The following is a 15,167-nucleotide window of genomic DNA, read 5'->3' as shown; positions in this document are numbered from 1 at the left end:
TTCGGTCTCGGGTGGATACCCTGCGGCTATGGCGATCGACATCAGGCTGATGCGTTACGTGGTCGCCGTGGCCGAGGAGGGCGGGTTCCAGCGCGCGGCCAAGCGGCTCCTGGTCGCGCAGCCGTCGCTGAGCCGGCAGATCCGCGATCTGGAACGCGAGCTGGGCGTCACGTTGTTCGAGCGGAAGCCGGCGGTACGCCCGACGGATGCCGGATGCGTCTTCGTCGAGTCCGCGCGCACGGTATTGGCCGAGACCGATCGCCTGATCGAGCGGACCATGCTCGCCGGACGCGGGGAGCTCGGCACGGTCCGCGTCGGCTACATCCACTCAGCGGTCCTCGACACCGTCCCGCGGGTCGTCGCGGCGATGGCGGAGCGGCATCCCGGCGTCACGGTCGACCTCCGCGAGAACTGGACGCCCGACTTGGATACCGCGCTGCTGGCCGGTGAATACGACCTCGTACTCTCCCGCGACATGCCGCCGCGTCCGGAATACCAGCGCGAGACGCTTCGACCCGAAGGGCTCGTCGCGGTCGTCGGCGAAAGCCATCCCCTGGCCGGCCGGGAAGCCGTCGCGCTCCGGGAGTTCGCCGGGCAGCGCTTCTGCCATCCGCAGCACAACCTGGCTCCCGGACGCCACGCCTACATGATCAATGCGCTGCGACAGTCCGGCGAGACGTTCGAGTACCGGGAGAGTCCCGTCCACGGACTGAGCCACCTCGACCTGGCCGACGGCCACAGCTTCGCCCTCGTCCCGGACAGCGCGGTCGGCCGCGTGCCGGTCGGGACGGCGACCATCGTCATCACCGACGACCTGCCCCGCCTGACCTTGGAGATGGTCTGGCGGCGCGACGCCGTGTCGGCGGCGCTCGGCGTGCTCGTCAGTACGGCGCGCGAGTTGGCGCGACGCGAGGGTTGGTTCGTTTCTTGACGATCATCGAAGGCTGAGACTCACACCGTCCGGCTGCCGCGCCGCGACAGCGCCGGGTGCGCGCCCATCGCGGCCAGGTCGGCGACGACCGATCCCGGGTCGGGGCAGGTCAGCAGGCGCGCGCCGAGCAGCACCGCGTCGGCGCCGTTGCGAGCGCAGGCGATCAGATCCGAGCGGCCGCCCGGGCCGCACTCGGCGACCTTCACCACGCCGTCCGGGACCATCGACAGCAGGTCGTGCAGGTCCGCTTGCGGCGTCCCGGGGATGGCGTCGGCGGAGGGCCGCAGCAGGACGCCCCGAGCCTGAGCCCGAAGCGCGCGCACCAGATCAGCGCCTGTCCGTACCTCGACGAGTGCTTCCATTCCGATCGAGGCGGCCCGCTCCACGAGGGAGAACAGCGCCAGATCCGACAGCGTCGCGGCTCGAAGGACGATCAGGTCCGCGCCACACGCGCGCGCCTGCCAGAGCTGGTGGCTCGTGTCGGCCGGCTCCAGGCACAGCAGCGGCACGTGGGTATGAGTCCTGATGTGGACCATGCGCTCGGCCCGCGCGGTGAGCGAGCCCGCCGAGAAGGCGATCGCGCGCACCCTGCCGTCTTCGAAGCGGCTGACGAGGTCGGCTGCGGCCGGATCGGTCGGGTCGATTTCGGCGATCACGGCTATGCCACCGGTGCACAGGCGGTCCAAGGCGCCGTATTCGACCGGACGGGACAAAGCCAGCTTCTTGATCTGTTCGAGGGGAGCGTCTGCGCCGGCGGCCGCGGACTGAGTGGACTGATACGGCGCCCTGGGCTGCAACGCTCATCCTCCTGTGGATCGACCTGGGAGCAGCTCCATCGCCGCGTCCCATAAGGAGTCTGCCCTACCAGCCGCTACGCCAACCGCAACAGGGTGGCGCCTGCCGACCGCGCTCCGTGAGCACCGGGAGCCGATATCCGCAGATATCCTTGACGCGCACCAGACCGAACAGCGATCCGCCTCCCGGGTCGCCACACTCCCGGGGGTTCCCGTGCCCGACCACTTGTTGTTCTCGTACGGGACTTTGCAGCTGCCACGGGTCCAGGTGGCCCGGTTCGGGCGTGAGCTCGACGGCACTCCCGACGCGCTGCCGGGCTTCCGGTTGGATGCGGCAGGCGACGACGCGCACCAGGCGGCGGTACAGTCCGGCGCCCCGGACGACGCGGTCGAGGGGACGGTGTTCGCGCTCTCCCCCGCCGATCTCGCGGCAGCCGACGAGTTCGAGGCCGGCTACCTCCGCGTTCCGGTCGCGCTGCGCTCGGGGGCGAAGGCGTGGGTCTATGTCGAGACGGCGACGGCAGAGGACTTCCGCGTCCGGCAGCTCCTCGACGCGCAGGCCAACGCCGTCGCGCTGTTCGACGAGGTGGTCGCGCGCAAGCTGATCGCCGCCGGGGAGTCCGAGCGCGCGATCAGCGACCGGATCCGCGACCTGGCCAACGAGATGTTCGGCACCACCCGGCACTGGCACAAGCGCATCGTCAGATCCGGTCCGAACACCCTGCTCCCCTATGACGACAACACCCCGGACCGGATCCTGCGGCACGACGACATCGCCTTCGCCGACTTCGGCCCGATCTTCGCCGACTTCGAAGCCGACCTCGGCCGCACCTACGTCCTCGGCGACGACCCCGCCAAGCACCGCCTCGCCGCCGATCTCCCCCGCATCTTCGAAGCCGGCCGCCGCCACTTCGCCGACCACCCCGCCATCACCGGCGCGGACCTCCACGCCGAGATCGACGCCCTCGCCCGCGCCGCCGGCTGGCAACTGGGCGGCACGGGCTTCGCCGGACACCTCGTCGGCGAGTTCCCGCACGAGGTCATGGACGCCGACAAGATCCAGTCCTACATCGCGCCGGGCAACACCACGCCGATGCGGGGCACGGACCGCGCGGGCCGTGTGTGCCACTGGATCTTGGAGATCCACCTGGTGGATCCCGCGGGCGAGTTCGGCGGGTTCTACGAGCAGCTGCTGGATCTGGGCTGAGGGCCGGCTGGTCATCAGAGCTGCCTACTCCTGAGGTTCCGCCGCAGCCTTGCGCGGCATCAAGGTGACGACCGGGATGCTGAGCGCGGTCACGATCAGGGTCACGATGAGGCTGACCTTCATGGCGTGCCCGAAGCCGGACGTCGCCGCCTGGAAGAAGACCGAGGTGACCGCGGCCGAGCCGATCCCCGCAGCGAGCTGCTGGATCGAGCTGATCGAGCCGCTGGCGCTTCCGGCTTCCTCAGGGCTCGCCTCTCCGAGGGCGACGTTGTAGATCGTGCTGTAGCACAGGCCCAAGCCGACACCGGTGACGGACAACGCCGGCGCCAACGCCCACAGGCTGACGCTCGTCCCAGAGGTGGCAACAAGCGCCAGGATCCAACCGCAGCCTAGGAGAACGACCCCGAGCCCGATGAAGACGAGGGTCCGGCCGAGCTTGGCGACCAGACCTCCCATCGCGGCGAACGCGGAGGCGATGATGCCGAGGGTGAGCGGCACCAGGGCGAGCGAGGTGTCGCGCGGTCCGGTGTGCAAGCCCTCCTGCATGAATAGCGACAGCACGTAGATCAGGCCGGTGGTGGCGGCGAAGACGACCAGCCCGACGATCATCCCGGACGTGAAACCCTTGTTCCGCAGCAGCGAGGGCGCGACGAGCGGGTGGGCGGCGGTGCGCTGGCGGTAGGCGAAGGCGCCGAAGAACAGGACGCCGGCCACGATCGAGGCGATCGGGAGCACGCTCCAGCCATTGGTCGAGCCCTCGATCAGGCCGTACAGCAGCCCGAACATGGTCGCGGCGAGCAGTCCGGAACCCCAGCCGTCCACCACGACGGACCGGTCGCCGTCGTCGCGCGGCAGGATCCTGGCCGCGACGACCAGCCCGACGCCGCCGAGCACGACGTTGATGAGGAAGATCGGGCGCCACGACAGCCCGAACAGGTCGGCGCTGATGATGAACCCGGCCAGGACGGGACCTGCGACGGACGCCATGCCGAGCACCGGACCGAACAGAGCGAACGCCTTGGTGAGCAGCTCGGGACTGAAGGTCTTGACCATGATCGCCATGCCCTGCGGCGTGAGCAGCGCCCCGAACGCACCCTGAGCGACCCGCGCGGCGATGAGCAGGGTCGGGTCGGGCGAGAGCCCGGCGACCGCCGAGGCCACCCCGAACCCGGCGATGCCGATCAGGAAGAGCCTGCGCTGGCCGTACTTGTCGCCCAGCCGTCCGCCGACCACCAGCAGGACGCCCATCGCGAGCATGTACGCCGTCCCCAGCCACTTGATCAGCCCCACGCCGCCGTGCAGATCGCGGGCGATCGTGGGCGCGGCGATGTTCGTGACGGTCGCGTCGATCACGTCCAGGGCGTCAGCGAGCAGCACCAGCGCCAGGATCGCCCCCATCAGGCGAGCAGAACGGGCTGTGGTGGTAGCGGGGGTCGTGGCAGTCGTGGCAGTCATGCCGAACGTCCTTCCTTGTCGGGGCTCTCAGCACGACTACGAACGCCCCCGACCGGATCCGACACAGCCTGGCAAAACTCTTTCCGCGGACGCACCGATGAGTCTCGGCGCCCGGCATCGTCTGACCCGATAGCGACCCGCCTACCTGGAGGACCCCATGCGCAAGCTCGTCTCGACCCTGTTCCTGTCCCTCGACGGCGTCGCCGAGGACGCCGACAAGTTCATCGTCGGCTGGGACGACGTGGTGGACGCCCACGGCGAGGCCATCATCGCCACCCAGGACGCGGTCATCCTCGGGCGCCGCAGCTATGACGAGTGGTCCGCGTTCTGGCCGGGCAGCGAGATCGAGCCCTTCGCCACGTTCATCAACACGGTCCCCAAGTACGTCGCGACGTCCACGCCGCTGGAGAGCGAGTGGCACAACACGACGGTGATCGACGGCGACCTGGTCGAGTTCGTCCAGGACCTCAAGAACTCCGCCGGAGAGGACATCGGCGTCCACGCCAGCATCAGGCTCAACCAAGCGCTGCTCGCCGCCGGCGTCGTCGACGAACTGCGCCTGGCGATCGCCCCGGTGGTCGCCGGCCACGGACGCCGGCTCCTGGACGGACTCCCGCAGATGCGCTTCGAGACGATCCGCAGCGTCACGACGCCCAGCGGCTACGTGCTCGCCGACTATCGCACCGCACGGTAGCCGCGCGCGGTGTTCGTGAGTCCCCCGCGGTGGACCACCACCACCCCGGCGACCACCAAAGGTGCTCCCATGCCGACTTCTCGCGTTTACGGAGCGGCCGGTAGCAGTAGTCGCTGATGCGATTCAGAGCTCTGATATCAGAACTCGGGTGGACTCAACTCCGCAGATGGATAAGCGCCAGCTGAGTCCGATTGCCGGCGCCCGTCTTCTGCATCGCGGACATCACGTGCTTCTTGACGGTGTCGACGCGGATATGAAGCTCAGCGGCGATGAGGCGGTTGCTCATCCCTTGCGCGACGAGCCGTACCACCTGTGCTTCGCGATCGGTCAGTGAGCTGCCGTCGCGGACTTCCTTCGAGCGCACGAAATACTCGCGCAGGCGCGGGGACAGATACTGGGCCAGAAGTTCCATCAGCGCTATCTCACGCTCGTCGATGCTCGCTTCGTCCGGGGCGTTGCGGCGGATGAGGGCCGAACCCGCCGCTCCGGCGTCAATGCGCCCAAACAGGTCGCTCAGCTTCGTGACGCCGTTCTCGCTGATCAGAGGGCTGACATCGGCGAGGTCCAGCACCACGGCATCGGTCCACCCGAGGTGACGGGAGAGCGACTCCCCCAGCTGTTCGAAGAATCGATAATCGGAGAACCCGGACGCATCCGCCAATACCGACAGCAGATTCCGATAGTCGCGGGCATCCAAAGAGGTCGCGGCCGACTCCTCGGCGCATTGACACATCATCACTTTCAACATCCCCGATGCACAAACAGTGACCACGTGCGTCCTGCCGCACGCAGTGACAGCGTGCGGGTGACAGCCGGCTCGGACAAGTACTTCAACGATCGTTGAAGCGGCGGCGTCAGCGGCTGCCGGATGCGGTTTGGCGGGTTTCCGTCTGCCATTCCGGAGTCCTCAGGCGCTGACCAGCGCACGTACCGCACCTCCACCAAAGTTCAATATGCCTCAGTCCTCGTGTATAGGTACCTTGGTACACCGGTTAAGGGACCGGGCGCGCGGGGTCTCGCGCGCAATGCAGAGAGGCATAGCAACATGCTGTCGAAATACGGGGCAACGGGGCGCGGCAGCCGGCAGGCCGCGACGGTTCTGGGCACCATCTGCCTGGGTCTGGCCACCGCACTGCCGGCCAGCGCGGCCACGAACACCGCTCAGTCCACCGCGCACCTGCTCGGACTGAGCGTGCAGTCACACGCGACCTACGACCGGGTCATCCTCACCGTGAGCAGCATCCCGGGCTACACCGTGACGCCCACGGACGAGCTGATGGGCGGCGGCTCGGGCAAGGACGTCACGCTGCCGAACTCGAACACCTACCTCGACGTCGAGCTTCAGCCCTCGGACATCGTCGGCTTCAGCGGCCCGAGCGAGATCACCACCGGCGACCCGGAAGTCGCCGCGGTGGCGGAGCTGAGCTCCTACGAGGGCTACACCCAGGTCGGCATCGGCCTGAGCCACGCCTCCAGCTACACCGTCACGGTGCTCAGCTCGACCCAGCTGGCGATCGACGTCGCCCACTGACGTCTGATTCACGCCGGAGCGCGCACCGCCGACACACCGCTCCACCCCGGGACAGACTCCCCGGGGTGGGGTTTCTGGCGTTCATCGCTTACCTCGGCAAGCGCTCCGACCTCGCATCCAAGCATCAAGATGTAAACAACTAGAGATTCTGTCGCTGTTTACTGCTTTACTTTCGGGGACCAATCACACCGACCACATCGGCCACACCGTCAGGCGTGGAACGTTTCTGCGCCACCAGAAGGGTTGTGCATTGAACATCCATGGGGGTACATCCCGCCGCTCCCGTACCAGGACCCGGCTCAGCGCCGTCCTGGCAGCGGCGGTCCTCGCCACCGGCCTGGGCGCCGGTATCGCGGCGGCCAGTCCGTCAGCGGCGGACCAGAGCCAGCCGCCGGTTCCCACGTTGAACTGGACGGACTGCAGCGGCGGCTTCCAGTGCTCTGACGCAGCGGTGCCGCTGGACTACCGCGACCCGCACGGCCGCACCATCACCCTGCACATGATCCGGCACCTCGCGGCCGACCCGAGCCAGCGCGTGGGCACCCTGTGGATGGAGCCCGGCGGGCCCGGCAGCAGCGGTCTGGACTTCGCCCGGGACAGCTGGGGCGACCTGCCGACCGAGCTGCAGAACAAGTTCGACGTCGTCAGCTTCGACCCGCGCGGCATCCAGACCAGCTCGCCGGTCGTGTGCTACACCGACTCCCAGTACAGCGCGGCCGTCAGCGCCGCCAAGGGCGTTCCCGGTCCTGGCGCGTTCGACAACGCCGTCAAGGTCGGCGCGGACTACGACCAGAACTGCCTGAAGAACCTCGGCGACACCGCCGGCCTGTTCGGCACGGCGTACGTCGCCCGGGACATCGATCTGCTGCGCCAGGCTCTGGGCGAGCAGCAGCTGACGTTCTACGGCCGCTCGTTCGGCACGTACGTCGGCACGGTCTACGCCTCGATGTTCCCCAGCCGGGTCCGCGCCATGGCTCTGGACGGCGCCTACGACCCGAACAGCTACGCGAACAACCCTTACGCGTACGACTTCCCGCAGTACCTCGCGCTGGACGCGGGGATGAACGACTTCCTCACCTGGTGCGACCAGAACCAGTCGCAGTGCGGCTTCGGCGACGGGAACTCCAAGGCGGAGTTCACCGCCCTGAAGGCCGACCTGGACGCCAACCCGGTCACGCTGCCCAGCGGCAAGGTGGCCAACGGCTTCACCCTGGCCTACCGCCTGCTGTTCAACATGGACTCCGGCAAGGTGATCTGGCCCGCGTTCGGCCAGGCGCTGCGCCAGGCCCAGCTGCACGACCCGAGCTCGTTCCTGCTCAGCCCGCCGTCCCCGGCCAGCTTCGCGCAGCTGAACCCGAACACCGTGGTCTCCTGCAACGACCGGAACTTCCCGACCAGCATCTCGCAGCTGAAGCTGCACGTCACGGTCAGCTCCCAGGCCGCCCCGCTGCTCGGTACCCCGTGGGCCTACGCGCCGCCGATGTACGACCAGAACAGCGCCCCGGCGTGCGTCCAGTGGCAGGTCCCCCGCGTCAGCCGCTACAGCGGTTCCTACCGCGCGGCCGGCTCGGCGCCGATCCTCGTCCTGGGCACCACGCACGACCCGGACACCCCGTACCAGGACGCTGTCACGCTCTCGCACACCTTCGACAACGCCGAACTGCTGACGTTCGACGCTGAGGGCCACACCGCCTTCGGCCGGAGCGCCTGCGCGACCGACGCGACCGCCACCTACCTCGCCGACCTGACGCTGCCGAAGCCGGGCACCGTGTGCTCGGACGAGGCTCCGCCGGCGCCGGCGCTGTCGGCGAGCGCCAAGGCCGCCACGCAGCACAGCAAGCTGCTGGAAGAGGGTCAGGATCTGATCGCCTCCGCCACCAGCTGAGCCTGGCAGATTCCTACCGGCCGGCTCGCGACGCCTCACGGCTCGCGGGCCGGCCTTCTGCTGTCACAGCTGATGTCACGGCCAACGCCACGACAAAGCCCTCACGCCGCACCAGAATCGGTGCCGGTACGTGAGGGCTGTTCGCGCCGTCAGATCACGCGCGAGGTGTCCTTGCGGGCTTCGAGATAGCGTGCCAGCTGGTCGCGGGAGCGGCGGATGAGCTCGAGGCCCTCCTTGCCCCACAGGCGCGGTTCGGTGTCCACGACGCAGATCGTGCCGTACGCGATGCCGGTTTCCTCGTCGATCAGGGGGGCGCCGAGGTACGTGCGGACCCCGATGCCACCCACGACACCGTTGGTGGCGTAACGCGCGGTGTCGGAGACGTCCTCCAGAACCAGCGCCTTGCCCCGGTCCAGCGCGTGGACGCAATATCCGAGGTCGCGCTCCATGGTCCGCCCTATATCGGGCTTCTCCCCGTCGGGACCTTCCGGTACGTGCAGACCGGTGAAGTACTGTTCCTGGCCGACGCCGATCAGGTTGACCATCGCAAAGGGCAGCGTCTCGGCACCGGTCAGTTCGGCCGCGGCCCGTGCGAGATCGGCGGCGAAGGCGTCCAGACCAGGGTCCGGGCTCGGTGCGAGTCCGCGTTCGGCCTGCAGGGATTCGCGCGCCTGGCCTGCCTGCTCCGGTTCCTCGGGGGTGAGCAGGAGGCGTCCGGATCCGTCGATCGTGGCCATGGTCAGTCCTTTCGTGAAGGTGAGCGTTGGGCGCGGCGGACGGCCAAGGCGTGCTCGGCCAAGGCGACCAGCACGGCGTGCACCGAGGCGGGATCGCGGGCGTCGCACCGCAGGACCGGCACCTGCGTCGGGATTCCGAGCGCGTCGCGCACTTCGTCGGCCAGATACCGGTCGGCGTGGTCGAACTCGTTGACCGCGATGACGAACGGCAACCGGCGCTGCTCGCAGTACTCGACCACGGCGAAGCAGTCGGCGAGCCGGCGGGTGTCGGCCAGGACCACGGCGCCGAGCGCGCCGGTGGCGAGGTCGTCCCACATGAACCAGAACCGCGGCTGGCCCGGCGCGCCGAACAGCAGCAACTGAAGCCAGCGCCGGCGCAGGGTGATCCGGCCGAAGTCAAGGGCGACCGTGGTGGTGGTCTTGGACTCGATCCCGACGATCGGATCCCGCTCGGTGGAGGCCTCGGTGACGTCCGCCTCGGTGGTCAGCGGTTCGATCTCGCTGATGGCGCCGACCAGGGTGGTCTTGCCCACGCCGTATCCGCCCACGATCAGGATCTTCATGACGGCCGGGCGGGCTTCGGGACTCGGGGGGTCAGAAGGAGATTTCACGGAGGCCGGCAAGGACGCGCTCCAGGAGTTTCAGGTCGGTCGGGTCGGACTCGAAGTCGGGCGTGGCATGGCTCAGGGCTCCGGCATCGAGCAGGTCGCAGACCAGGATTTTGACGACGGTGGCGGGCTGGCGCAGCAGACCGGCCAGTTCGGCGATGGAGCGGGCCTCGACGCGGCACAGGGCATGGATCTGCGCGTGCTCGCCGTCCATCTGCGGCGGGTCCCCGGAGGCGACGTGCACCAGCGACGCGAGGTCCAGAGAGCGTGTGGGCACCGTGCGTCCGCCGGTGAGGGAGTACAGACGCAACCGGTCGATGTCGTCGTCCTCGTCCCACGGCGTTCCCGCGTCCTGCACCCGGCCCATCACGGACCGGACCCGTCGAGCCCGCCGGAGCTGCCGCGGCGCGCGGTCGTCAGATGCTTGGCCACAGCGGCGACGGCCTGCGCCATCTCGTGGCCGACCAGTCCGGAGTCGGCGTCGGGGGTGGTGAGCACGGCGACGACGGTTCCGGGCGCGGCGCCGGCGACGAACAGCAGCGCGTCGGCGTGCTCGACGATCACCTGCCGCACCACGTCGGTGCTGTGGCCGCCGAACCGTCCGATGCCGCGGCCGAGGGAGTACAGCCCGACAGCGATGGCGGCGAGCCGGTCGCCGTCGTCCTCGTCGACGCCGTACCGGTGGGTCCGCACGCCGTCGGCGGAGGCGAGCACGGCCGCGCGGGCGTCGGGCAGCCGTTCCACGATCCGCCCGAGCAGCCAGTCGAGATCTTGCGGCGGGTTCGTCGCGCTCACGGTCTCACCTGTCCTCTCGGGGCGGCTCGTACTCGTTCGTGCCGTCCTCGCCGGTCCAGGTGTCGACGCCGGACTGGTAGCCGTTCCGGTAGCCGGCCAGCAGACCGGGGGTGAACGCAGCCTCGCCCGAGTCCCCCCGTGCGGACTCGGGCGAGGCAGTCTCGGGGGTGGCGGGCTGCGGCAGCAGGTAGCTGCCCTCGCGCCGGGGCAGCGGCGGGCGCCCGCCGGGAATGATGGTCCGGGCCGGCTGCGCGCTGCCGTTCTGCGCGACCGCCCGGTGCGCGGCGGGAGTCAGAACCGCCGAGCGCGCCTCAGGGATGACGGCCACCGGGGTCCGGTACTCCCGGGGAACCTCGACGACGGGTTCGGCGACGACCGGACCGGCTTCCAGGACCGCGTGCGGCAGCAGAACCAGGGCGTGCAGACCGCCGACGACATTCGAGGACACCCGCACCGCGATGCCGTGGCGGGCGGCGAAGCGCGCGGACGCCAGGTAGCCGAGTTGCCCGTCGCGCAGCCGCTGCGCGGCCTGCTCCGGGTCGAGCCCGGCCAGCAGCGCGCACACGCGCTCGCACTCTTGGCGGTCCATGCCCAGTCCGCGGTCGTCGATGTCGATCGCGATGCCGGCGGAGACCTCCTGGACGCGAACCGTCACCTCGGTTCCGGGCCGCGAGAACTTCGCGGCGTTCTCGACCAGCTCGGCGATCAGGTGGATGATGTCGGCCGCGGCGACGCCGTGGACCCGGCCCAGCGCCGGCGGCAGGATCTGCACCCGCCGGTAGTCCTCGATCTCGGCGACGGCCTGGCGCAGCACCGTGTTCACGGCGACCGGCCGGGTGGCCGTGCGCGGGGCGACGCCGCCGAACACCGCCAGCGTCTCGACGGCCCGGCGGATGCGCGTCACCTGCTCGTCGATGACGAACAAGGACTTCAAGGCCGCCGGATCCTCGGTTTCGCGCTCGAGCGCGTCGAGTTGCCGCAGCACCCGGACGATCAGAGCCAGGACGCGGCGGGCGATCGTCATCGACGCGTCCGCTTGGATCTGCGAGGCCTCCGGCGAGGACGGGTAGGCGGCAGGCGCGACCAGTGCCGTGATCGCGGCCTCGATCCCGGCGATGCCTCCGGTGGCCAACCCGCTCTCCACGGCTTGGACCTCGATCTCCGGCCGGTCGCGGGCGAGGCGTTCCGCGGCGGCGACCAGAAGCTGGCCCAGGTGCGCCGTCCACGCCGCCTCGAGGCGAGCGCGCAGGGCTTCCATCTCGCGCTCGCGGTGACGCGGCGTGCGATGCCCGTCGTGCGCGGGATTCATCATCAGGAAGGCCAGGACCAACGCGATCAGACCGAAAGCGGCGACCACGGCGATCTCGATCTCGGGATGCGCGGACCCCACACCGCGCATCGCCCACATCACCGCGGCCCCGCATCCACCGCCGACGGCCAGGGCGAGACCAACAGCCATCCGCACGTCTCGCGCGTCCCTGCTGCTCGGGCTTCCACGCCGTCCTGACGGCAGATCCGACATCACGAACTCCCCTCATCGTCTGACCGCAGCCCGAACCCGCGGCAATGTGCTCCCTCGGAGTCAAGGCTGCGGCGTCGCCGCGGCCCGACGGGCCGCTGCATCAGGGAGCCGGCGTTCCCCTCCGGGCTCACGTCTTCGCACACGAAGATTTCGGATCGGGGGAGGCGGCGTCTACGGTGGAGTTTGCACGGTGTCGACAGGTAGTGGTGAATCATGCACAGTCGGCAGCGTTTGCCGAGCGGCCACAGGCTCTCCCGGCTCAAGTCCCGAGCAGTCCCGAGCCGTCCTGACCGCGATGCGCCGCCTGCTCAGCGACCCGGCAGCAGAGGAAGCCCTTCGTCCACAGCCAGCGCGACTGCCACTTCGTGGGCGCCGCCGTAGCCGTGGCGCAATCGCAGTCCGCCGACGGCTTCCGCCGCCACCAGCCAGCGGCTTGCCGAGTTCGGGCTCAGTCCCACCGCGTACGCGGCCACTGTGATACCCCCGTCGGCACAGATGAATGCCCGCAGCAGGTCTCGCATGCGCGCCGGTCCGCGCGGAGCGACCGAGCCGTCCAGTCGGTCCAGGAGATCGGCGGCCCAGATCTTGAGCTGCGGAGCGCTGAGGACCTCGGGCAGGCTCGCCTCGCCGACACCGGACTGAGCGCGCAGCGCGAGGTCGATCGCGGCCCGCTCCGGGAGTCGGCCCAGGTCCACTCGCAGCAGGTGGGCTGCGGTGGCCAGCCGGGCGTGCACCGTGTTCCGGTGCACACCGAGGATCGCCGCCGCCTCGGCTCGGGTGAAAGCCAGCGCGACGGCGAGGGTGTGGCGCAAGGTGCCGTCCTCGTCCCCGGCGATCAGGGGTGCCAGGACTGCCGAAGCCCACCCGCCGGCCTCGGCCGGGAGCAGGTCGGTCAGGCCTGTGCTCTCCTCGGCGTCCGCCATCCGGTCCGGACGGACGGCGGCCACGGCGAGCGCGCCGACCGCCTGCACGTATCCGGCCGCGGTGGCCGCGATCGGGTGGCACCGGCTGCTCCCCAACCTGCGGGTCGCAGAACCCGTCGTCAGTTCGGCGAGCGCGGCGGGCACGGGCGCGAGCCCTTCGCTGCCCGGCTCGATCCCCCGCACCGGCTGGGCGCCATGCACCGGTTCGATGATGATCACGTGACCCGACCGGGCCGGGCAGGAGACGCACACGGCGAGCCCGGCCAGGCGCGTTTCGCAAGCCCCGAGCAACGAATTCCGGTCGCGCGGCCGCCCGGCCAGCACGTGCATCCGCACCCGGTCCGTGTCGAGGATCGCCGGCTCCAGCGCGCCGGCCACCCGCTGCGCCTCGGCGACCTGACCGGTCATCAGCAGTTGGAGCACGGAGCGCCAGACCGCCCGGCGCCCGCCGGCCAGCCGCTCCCGCTCGATGTCGTTCTCGTCGGCCAGCAGGGCGGTGGCGATGATCGTCGCGGCCCGGCCCGCCGTGGCCTCGATCGGCGACGTCCACGGCCGGCGGCGCGCGGCCACCAGGGATCTGCCCCCGCCGGCGGCGAGCGGCCACACGCGGACGGACCAGTCGGACCAGTCCTGCTGTCCTTCTCCCAGACCGCGTTCCGCGCTGCCGGTCGCAGTGCCGTTCGCGGCGCCGCTCGCAGTGCCGGTCGCGCTGCCGTCCAGCGTGACGAACCGGCGCGCGACGTGAGCCCCGGCCGCACTGCCGGCCCGCGCGAGCACCGCGCCGTCCGCGCCGAGGACGACGACCGCCCCGTCCAGATCGACGGCGAGCGCCCCGACCAGGGCCGCACCGCTGGGGCGGGCCGCCGGATCGGCCAGCAGCCGCTCGACATGCAGCAACCCGGTCTCGTACCGGGCACTCACGGTCGTCATGTCAGGCGATCCTAGGCGGGCGGCGGCGACGGGTGGGCAAGATTCACCATTGCGGGTCCGGATCGTGCACAGTCCACCGTGGACGCGGCCTACCAAACCAGGGAGCTTATACGCGAAGCAATGGCCCCAACCTCAAGAAGGAACCTCAAATGGCCGATTTCGACGCCGTGCTGACCACCGACATCCCCAGCACGTTCGCGATCTCCCCGGAGATCAGCGCGAAGGTTCTGCGCACCGATGCCGGCGGATCACCCGTGGCGCTGGAAGTCACCTTCGCTCCGGGTGCCGTATGGCCGGGCGAAGACATACACAGCGATAGCGCGGAAGCGGTCTACGTCCAGTCCGGCGTGCTGCGCACAGGCGTCCCGGGAACGGGGGTCAACAAGGTCGACGACCGCTGCCCGGCCGGTTCCCTGGTCTGCGCGGAGCAGGGCACGTCCCACCAACCGTACAGCGACACCGGCTGCACGCTGCTCCTGTTCTACCCGGACAAATGGAAGGGCTCTGCGCCGGCTGTCTAATGTCGTGCGCGAGCCAACCTTCTTGCCTCCTCGAGGGCTCTGGTTCCTGACGGTGTCCGGCAGAGGCCGGACGTGGACGATGGGGGGCGCGTAGTGCGGGCGGAACAGGAAGAGGACTTCCGACGGTTCGTGATCGACAGCCGGCATCGGCTGGTGCGCACGGCCTACGTTCTGACCGGCGACTACGCCCGAGCAGAGGATCTGGTGCAGACGGCGCTGGTGCGGACGTACCGCGCCTGGCACCGGATCGAGCGGCGGGACGTGCCGGAGCTGTACGCGCGGCAGATCGTGATCCATCTGCACGCCTCCTGGTGGCGGCGTGTCGCGCACCGCTCCGAACGCCCCGTGGCGTTCCTGCCCGATGTCGCGACGGCCGACGGCACTGAAGCCGTCGACCGGCGCGACCAGGTGTGGCGCGCTGTGCTGACCCTACCGCCGCGCATGCGGGCGATCATCGTTCTGCGCTTCCTGGAAGACCTCAAGGAGACCGAGACCGCCGAGGTTCTCGGATGCTCCGTCGGAACCGTCAAGTCCCAGACCTCCAGAGCCCTGGCCAAGCTCCGGACCCATCTCGGGACGGAGGCCGCGGCCGAACGGGCCGCGGCGACCACACGGAGAGCCGGGTAGACCCGAT

The 15,167-nt window shown here is 69.9% G+C and carries 16 protein-coding genes and 1 pseudogene; 8 read left to right on the top strand and 9 right to left on the bottom strand.

Features of this window, described 5'->3' with window-relative positions; translation table 11 throughout:
• The first annotated feature begins 28 nt into the window (after positions 1 to 28).
• The gene (locus CACI_RS49600) at positions 29 to 931 is read left to right on the top strand and encodes a LysR family transcriptional regulator (protein ID WP_012785292.1); all 903 of its coding nucleotides are present in this window, start codon (positions 29 to 31) and stop codon (positions 929 to 931) included.
• 20 nt (positions 932 to 951) lie between these two features.
• Here CACI_RS49600 and CACI_RS45125 read toward each other — a convergent pair whose 3' ends face one another.
• A complete protein-coding gene (locus tag CACI_RS45125; RefSeq protein ID WP_143765152.1) occupies positions 952 to 1,644 on the bottom strand; it encodes a beta/alpha barrel domain-containing protein in 693 nt (230 codons plus the stop codon).
• Positions 1,645 to 1,741: 97 nt separating this feature from the next.
• On the opposite strand from CACI_RS45125, the pseudogene CACI_RS54080 reads away from it, so the two are divergent.
• Together CACI_RS54080 and CACI_RS05305 are read left to right on the top strand one after the other, a co-directional pair.
• Positions 1,742 to 2,224: pseudogene (locus CACI_RS54080) on the top strand (gamma-glutamylcyclotransferase family protein); the annotation flags it as partial.
• Positions 2,201 to 2,932: a M24 family metallopeptidase gene (locus CACI_RS05305; RefSeq protein ID WP_049871968.1), complete on the top strand. Its 732-nt coding sequence runs from the start codon at positions 2,201 to 2,203 to the stop codon at positions 2,930 to 2,932. The pseudogene CACI_RS54080 and the gene CACI_RS05305, both read left to right, overlap by 24 nt.
• Positions 2,933 to 2,956: 24 nt before the next feature.
• Here CACI_RS05305 and CACI_RS05300 read toward each other — a convergent pair whose 3' ends face one another.
• Positions 2,957 to 4,387 (bottom strand): MFS transporter, encoded by a 1,431-nt coding sequence (locus CACI_RS05300; protein ID WP_012785289.1) that lies wholly within the window; start codon positions 4,385 to 4,387, stop codon positions 2,957 to 2,959.
• 157 nt (positions 4,388 to 4,544) lie between these two features.
• Here CACI_RS05300 and CACI_RS05295 point away from each other — a divergent pair, with 157 nt between their 5' ends.
• Complete coding sequence (locus CACI_RS05295; protein WP_012785288.1) at positions 4,545 to 5,081, top strand: dihydrofolate reductase family protein; 537 nt, start codon at positions 4,545 to 4,547, stop codon at positions 5,079 to 5,081.
• A gap of 154 nt (positions 5,082 to 5,235) precedes the next feature.
• On the opposite strand, the gene CACI_RS45120 is transcribed toward CACI_RS05295, so the two are convergent.
• The gene (locus CACI_RS45120; RefSeq protein WP_083795542.1) at positions 5,236 to 5,829 is read right to left on the bottom strand and encodes a helix-turn-helix transcriptional regulator; all 594 of its coding nucleotides are present in this window, start codon (positions 5,827 to 5,829) and stop codon (positions 5,236 to 5,238) included.
• 297 nt (positions 5,830 to 6,126) lie between these two features.
• On the opposite strand from CACI_RS45120, the gene CACI_RS05285 reads away from it, so the two are divergent.
• Positions 6,127 to 6,612 carry an AMIN-like domain-containing (lipo)protein gene (locus CACI_RS05285; RefSeq protein ID WP_012785286.1) on the top strand — a complete coding sequence of 162 codons (486 nt, stop codon included), beginning with the start codon at positions 6,127 to 6,129 and terminating at the stop codon, positions 6,610 to 6,612.
• A 250-nt stretch (positions 6,613 to 6,862) separates the two neighbouring features.
• Positions 6,863 to 8,497, top strand: coding sequence for an alpha/beta hydrolase (locus tag CACI_RS05280; RefSeq protein WP_012785285.1), 1,635 nt, complete (start codon positions 6,863 to 6,865; stop codon positions 8,495 to 8,497).
• A 149-nt stretch (positions 8,498 to 8,646) separates the two neighbouring features.
• Here the strand turns inward: CACI_RS05280 and CACI_RS05275 are convergent, their stop codons facing one another.
• The 6 genes from CACI_RS05275 to CACI_RS05250 all read right to left on the bottom strand — a co-directional run bounded on the left by CACI_RS05275 (position 8,647) and on the right by CACI_RS05250 (position 14,012).
• Positions 8,647 to 9,234 carry a GAF domain-containing protein gene (locus CACI_RS05275; protein WP_012785284.1) on the bottom strand — a complete coding sequence of 196 codons (588 nt, stop codon included), beginning with the start codon at positions 9,232 to 9,234 and terminating at the stop codon, positions 8,647 to 8,649.
• Positions 9,235 to 9,236: 2 nt separating this feature from the next.
• A complete protein-coding gene (locus CACI_RS05270) occupies positions 9,237 to 9,797 on the bottom strand; it encodes a GTP-binding protein (protein WP_012785283.1) in 561 nt (186 codons plus the stop codon).
• Between the two features lie 31 nt (positions 9,798 to 9,828).
• Positions 9,829 to 10,200, bottom strand: a complete 372-nt coding sequence (locus tag CACI_RS05265) for a DUF742 domain-containing protein (RefSeq protein ID WP_223297461.1) — start codon at positions 10,198 to 10,200, stop codon at positions 9,829 to 9,831.
• A gap of 8 nt (positions 10,201 to 10,208) precedes the next feature.
• Positions 10,209 to 10,637, bottom strand: coding sequence for a roadblock/LC7 domain-containing protein (locus tag CACI_RS05260; protein WP_012785281.1), 429 nt, complete (start codon positions 10,635 to 10,637; stop codon positions 10,209 to 10,211).
• A 4-nt stretch (positions 10,638 to 10,641) separates the two neighbouring features.
• Positions 10,642 to 12,096: a sensor histidine kinase gene (locus CACI_RS45115; protein WP_012785280.1), complete on the bottom strand. Its 1,455-nt coding sequence runs from the start codon at positions 12,094 to 12,096 to the stop codon at positions 10,642 to 10,644.
• Positions 12,097 to 12,467: 371 nt separating this feature from the next.
• The gene (locus CACI_RS05250; protein WP_012785279.1) at positions 12,468 to 14,012 is read right to left on the bottom strand and encodes a helix-turn-helix domain-containing protein; all 1,545 of its coding nucleotides are present in this window, start codon (positions 14,010 to 14,012) and stop codon (positions 12,468 to 12,470) included.
• Between the two features lie 149 nt (positions 14,013 to 14,161).
• Here CACI_RS05250 and CACI_RS05245 point away from each other — a divergent pair, with 149 nt between their 5' ends.
• Together CACI_RS05245 and CACI_RS05240 are read left to right on the top strand one after the other, a co-directional pair.
• A complete protein-coding gene (locus CACI_RS05245) occupies positions 14,162 to 14,533 on the top strand; it encodes a cupin domain-containing protein (protein ID WP_012785278.1) in 372 nt (123 codons plus the stop codon).
• A gap of 93 nt (positions 14,534 to 14,626) precedes the next feature.
• Positions 14,627 to 15,160, top strand: coding sequence for a SigE family RNA polymerase sigma factor (locus CACI_RS05240; protein ID WP_041540068.1), 534 nt, complete (start codon positions 14,627 to 14,629; stop codon positions 15,158 to 15,160).
• Positions 15,161 to 15,167 lie beyond the last annotated feature (7 nt).

The sequence above is a fragment of the Catenulispora acidiphila DSM 44928 genome (assembly GCF_000024025.1).
GTDB classification, from domain to species: domain Bacteria; phylum Actinomycetota; class Actinomycetes; order Streptomycetales; family Catenulisporaceae; genus Catenulispora; species Catenulispora acidiphila.
Note: the sequence above shows the minus strand (reverse complement) of the source record. Positions and strands in the feature narration are given on the sequence as shown.

Bases quoted from the DNA above. Each gene is read 5' to 3' on its own strand.
- CACI_RS05300 (WP_012785289.1), bottom strand. From the start codon at position 4,387: ATGACTGCCACGACTGCCACGACCCCCGCTACCACCACAGCCCGTTCT.
- CACI_RS05275 (WP_012785284.1), bottom strand. From the start codon at position 9,234: ATGGCCACGATCGACGGATCCGGACGCCTCCTGCTCACCCCCGAGGAA.
- CACI_RS05270 (WP_012785283.1), bottom strand. From the start codon at position 9,797: ATGAAGATCCTGATCGTGGGCGGATACGGCGTGGGCAAGACCACCCTG.
- CACI_RS49600 (WP_012785292.1), top strand. From the start codon at position 29: ATGGCGATCGACATCAGGCTGATGCGTTACGTGGTCGCCGTGGCCGAG.
- CACI_RS05295 (WP_012785288.1), top strand. From the start codon at position 4,545: ATGCGCAAGCTCGTCTCGACCCTGTTCCTGTCCCTCGACGGCGTCGCC.
- CACI_RS05285 (WP_012785286.1), top strand. From the start codon at position 6,127: ATGCTGTCGAAATACGGGGCAACGGGGCGCGGCAGCCGGCAGGCCGCG.
- CACI_RS05250 (WP_012785279.1), bottom strand. From the start codon at position 14,012: ATGACGACCGTGAGTGCCCGGTACGAGACCGGGTTGCTGCATGTCGAG.
- CACI_RS45115 (WP_012785280.1), bottom strand. From the start codon at position 12,096: ATGGCTGTTGGTCTCGCCCTGGCCGTCGGCGGTGGATGCGGGGCCGCG.
- CACI_RS05245 (WP_012785278.1), top strand. From the start codon at position 14,162: ATGGCCGATTTCGACGCCGTGCTGACCACCGACATCCCCAGCACGTTC.
- CACI_RS45120 (WP_083795542.1), bottom strand. From the start codon at position 5,829: ATGTTGAAAGTGATGATGTGTCAATGCGCCGAGGAGTCGGCCGCGACC.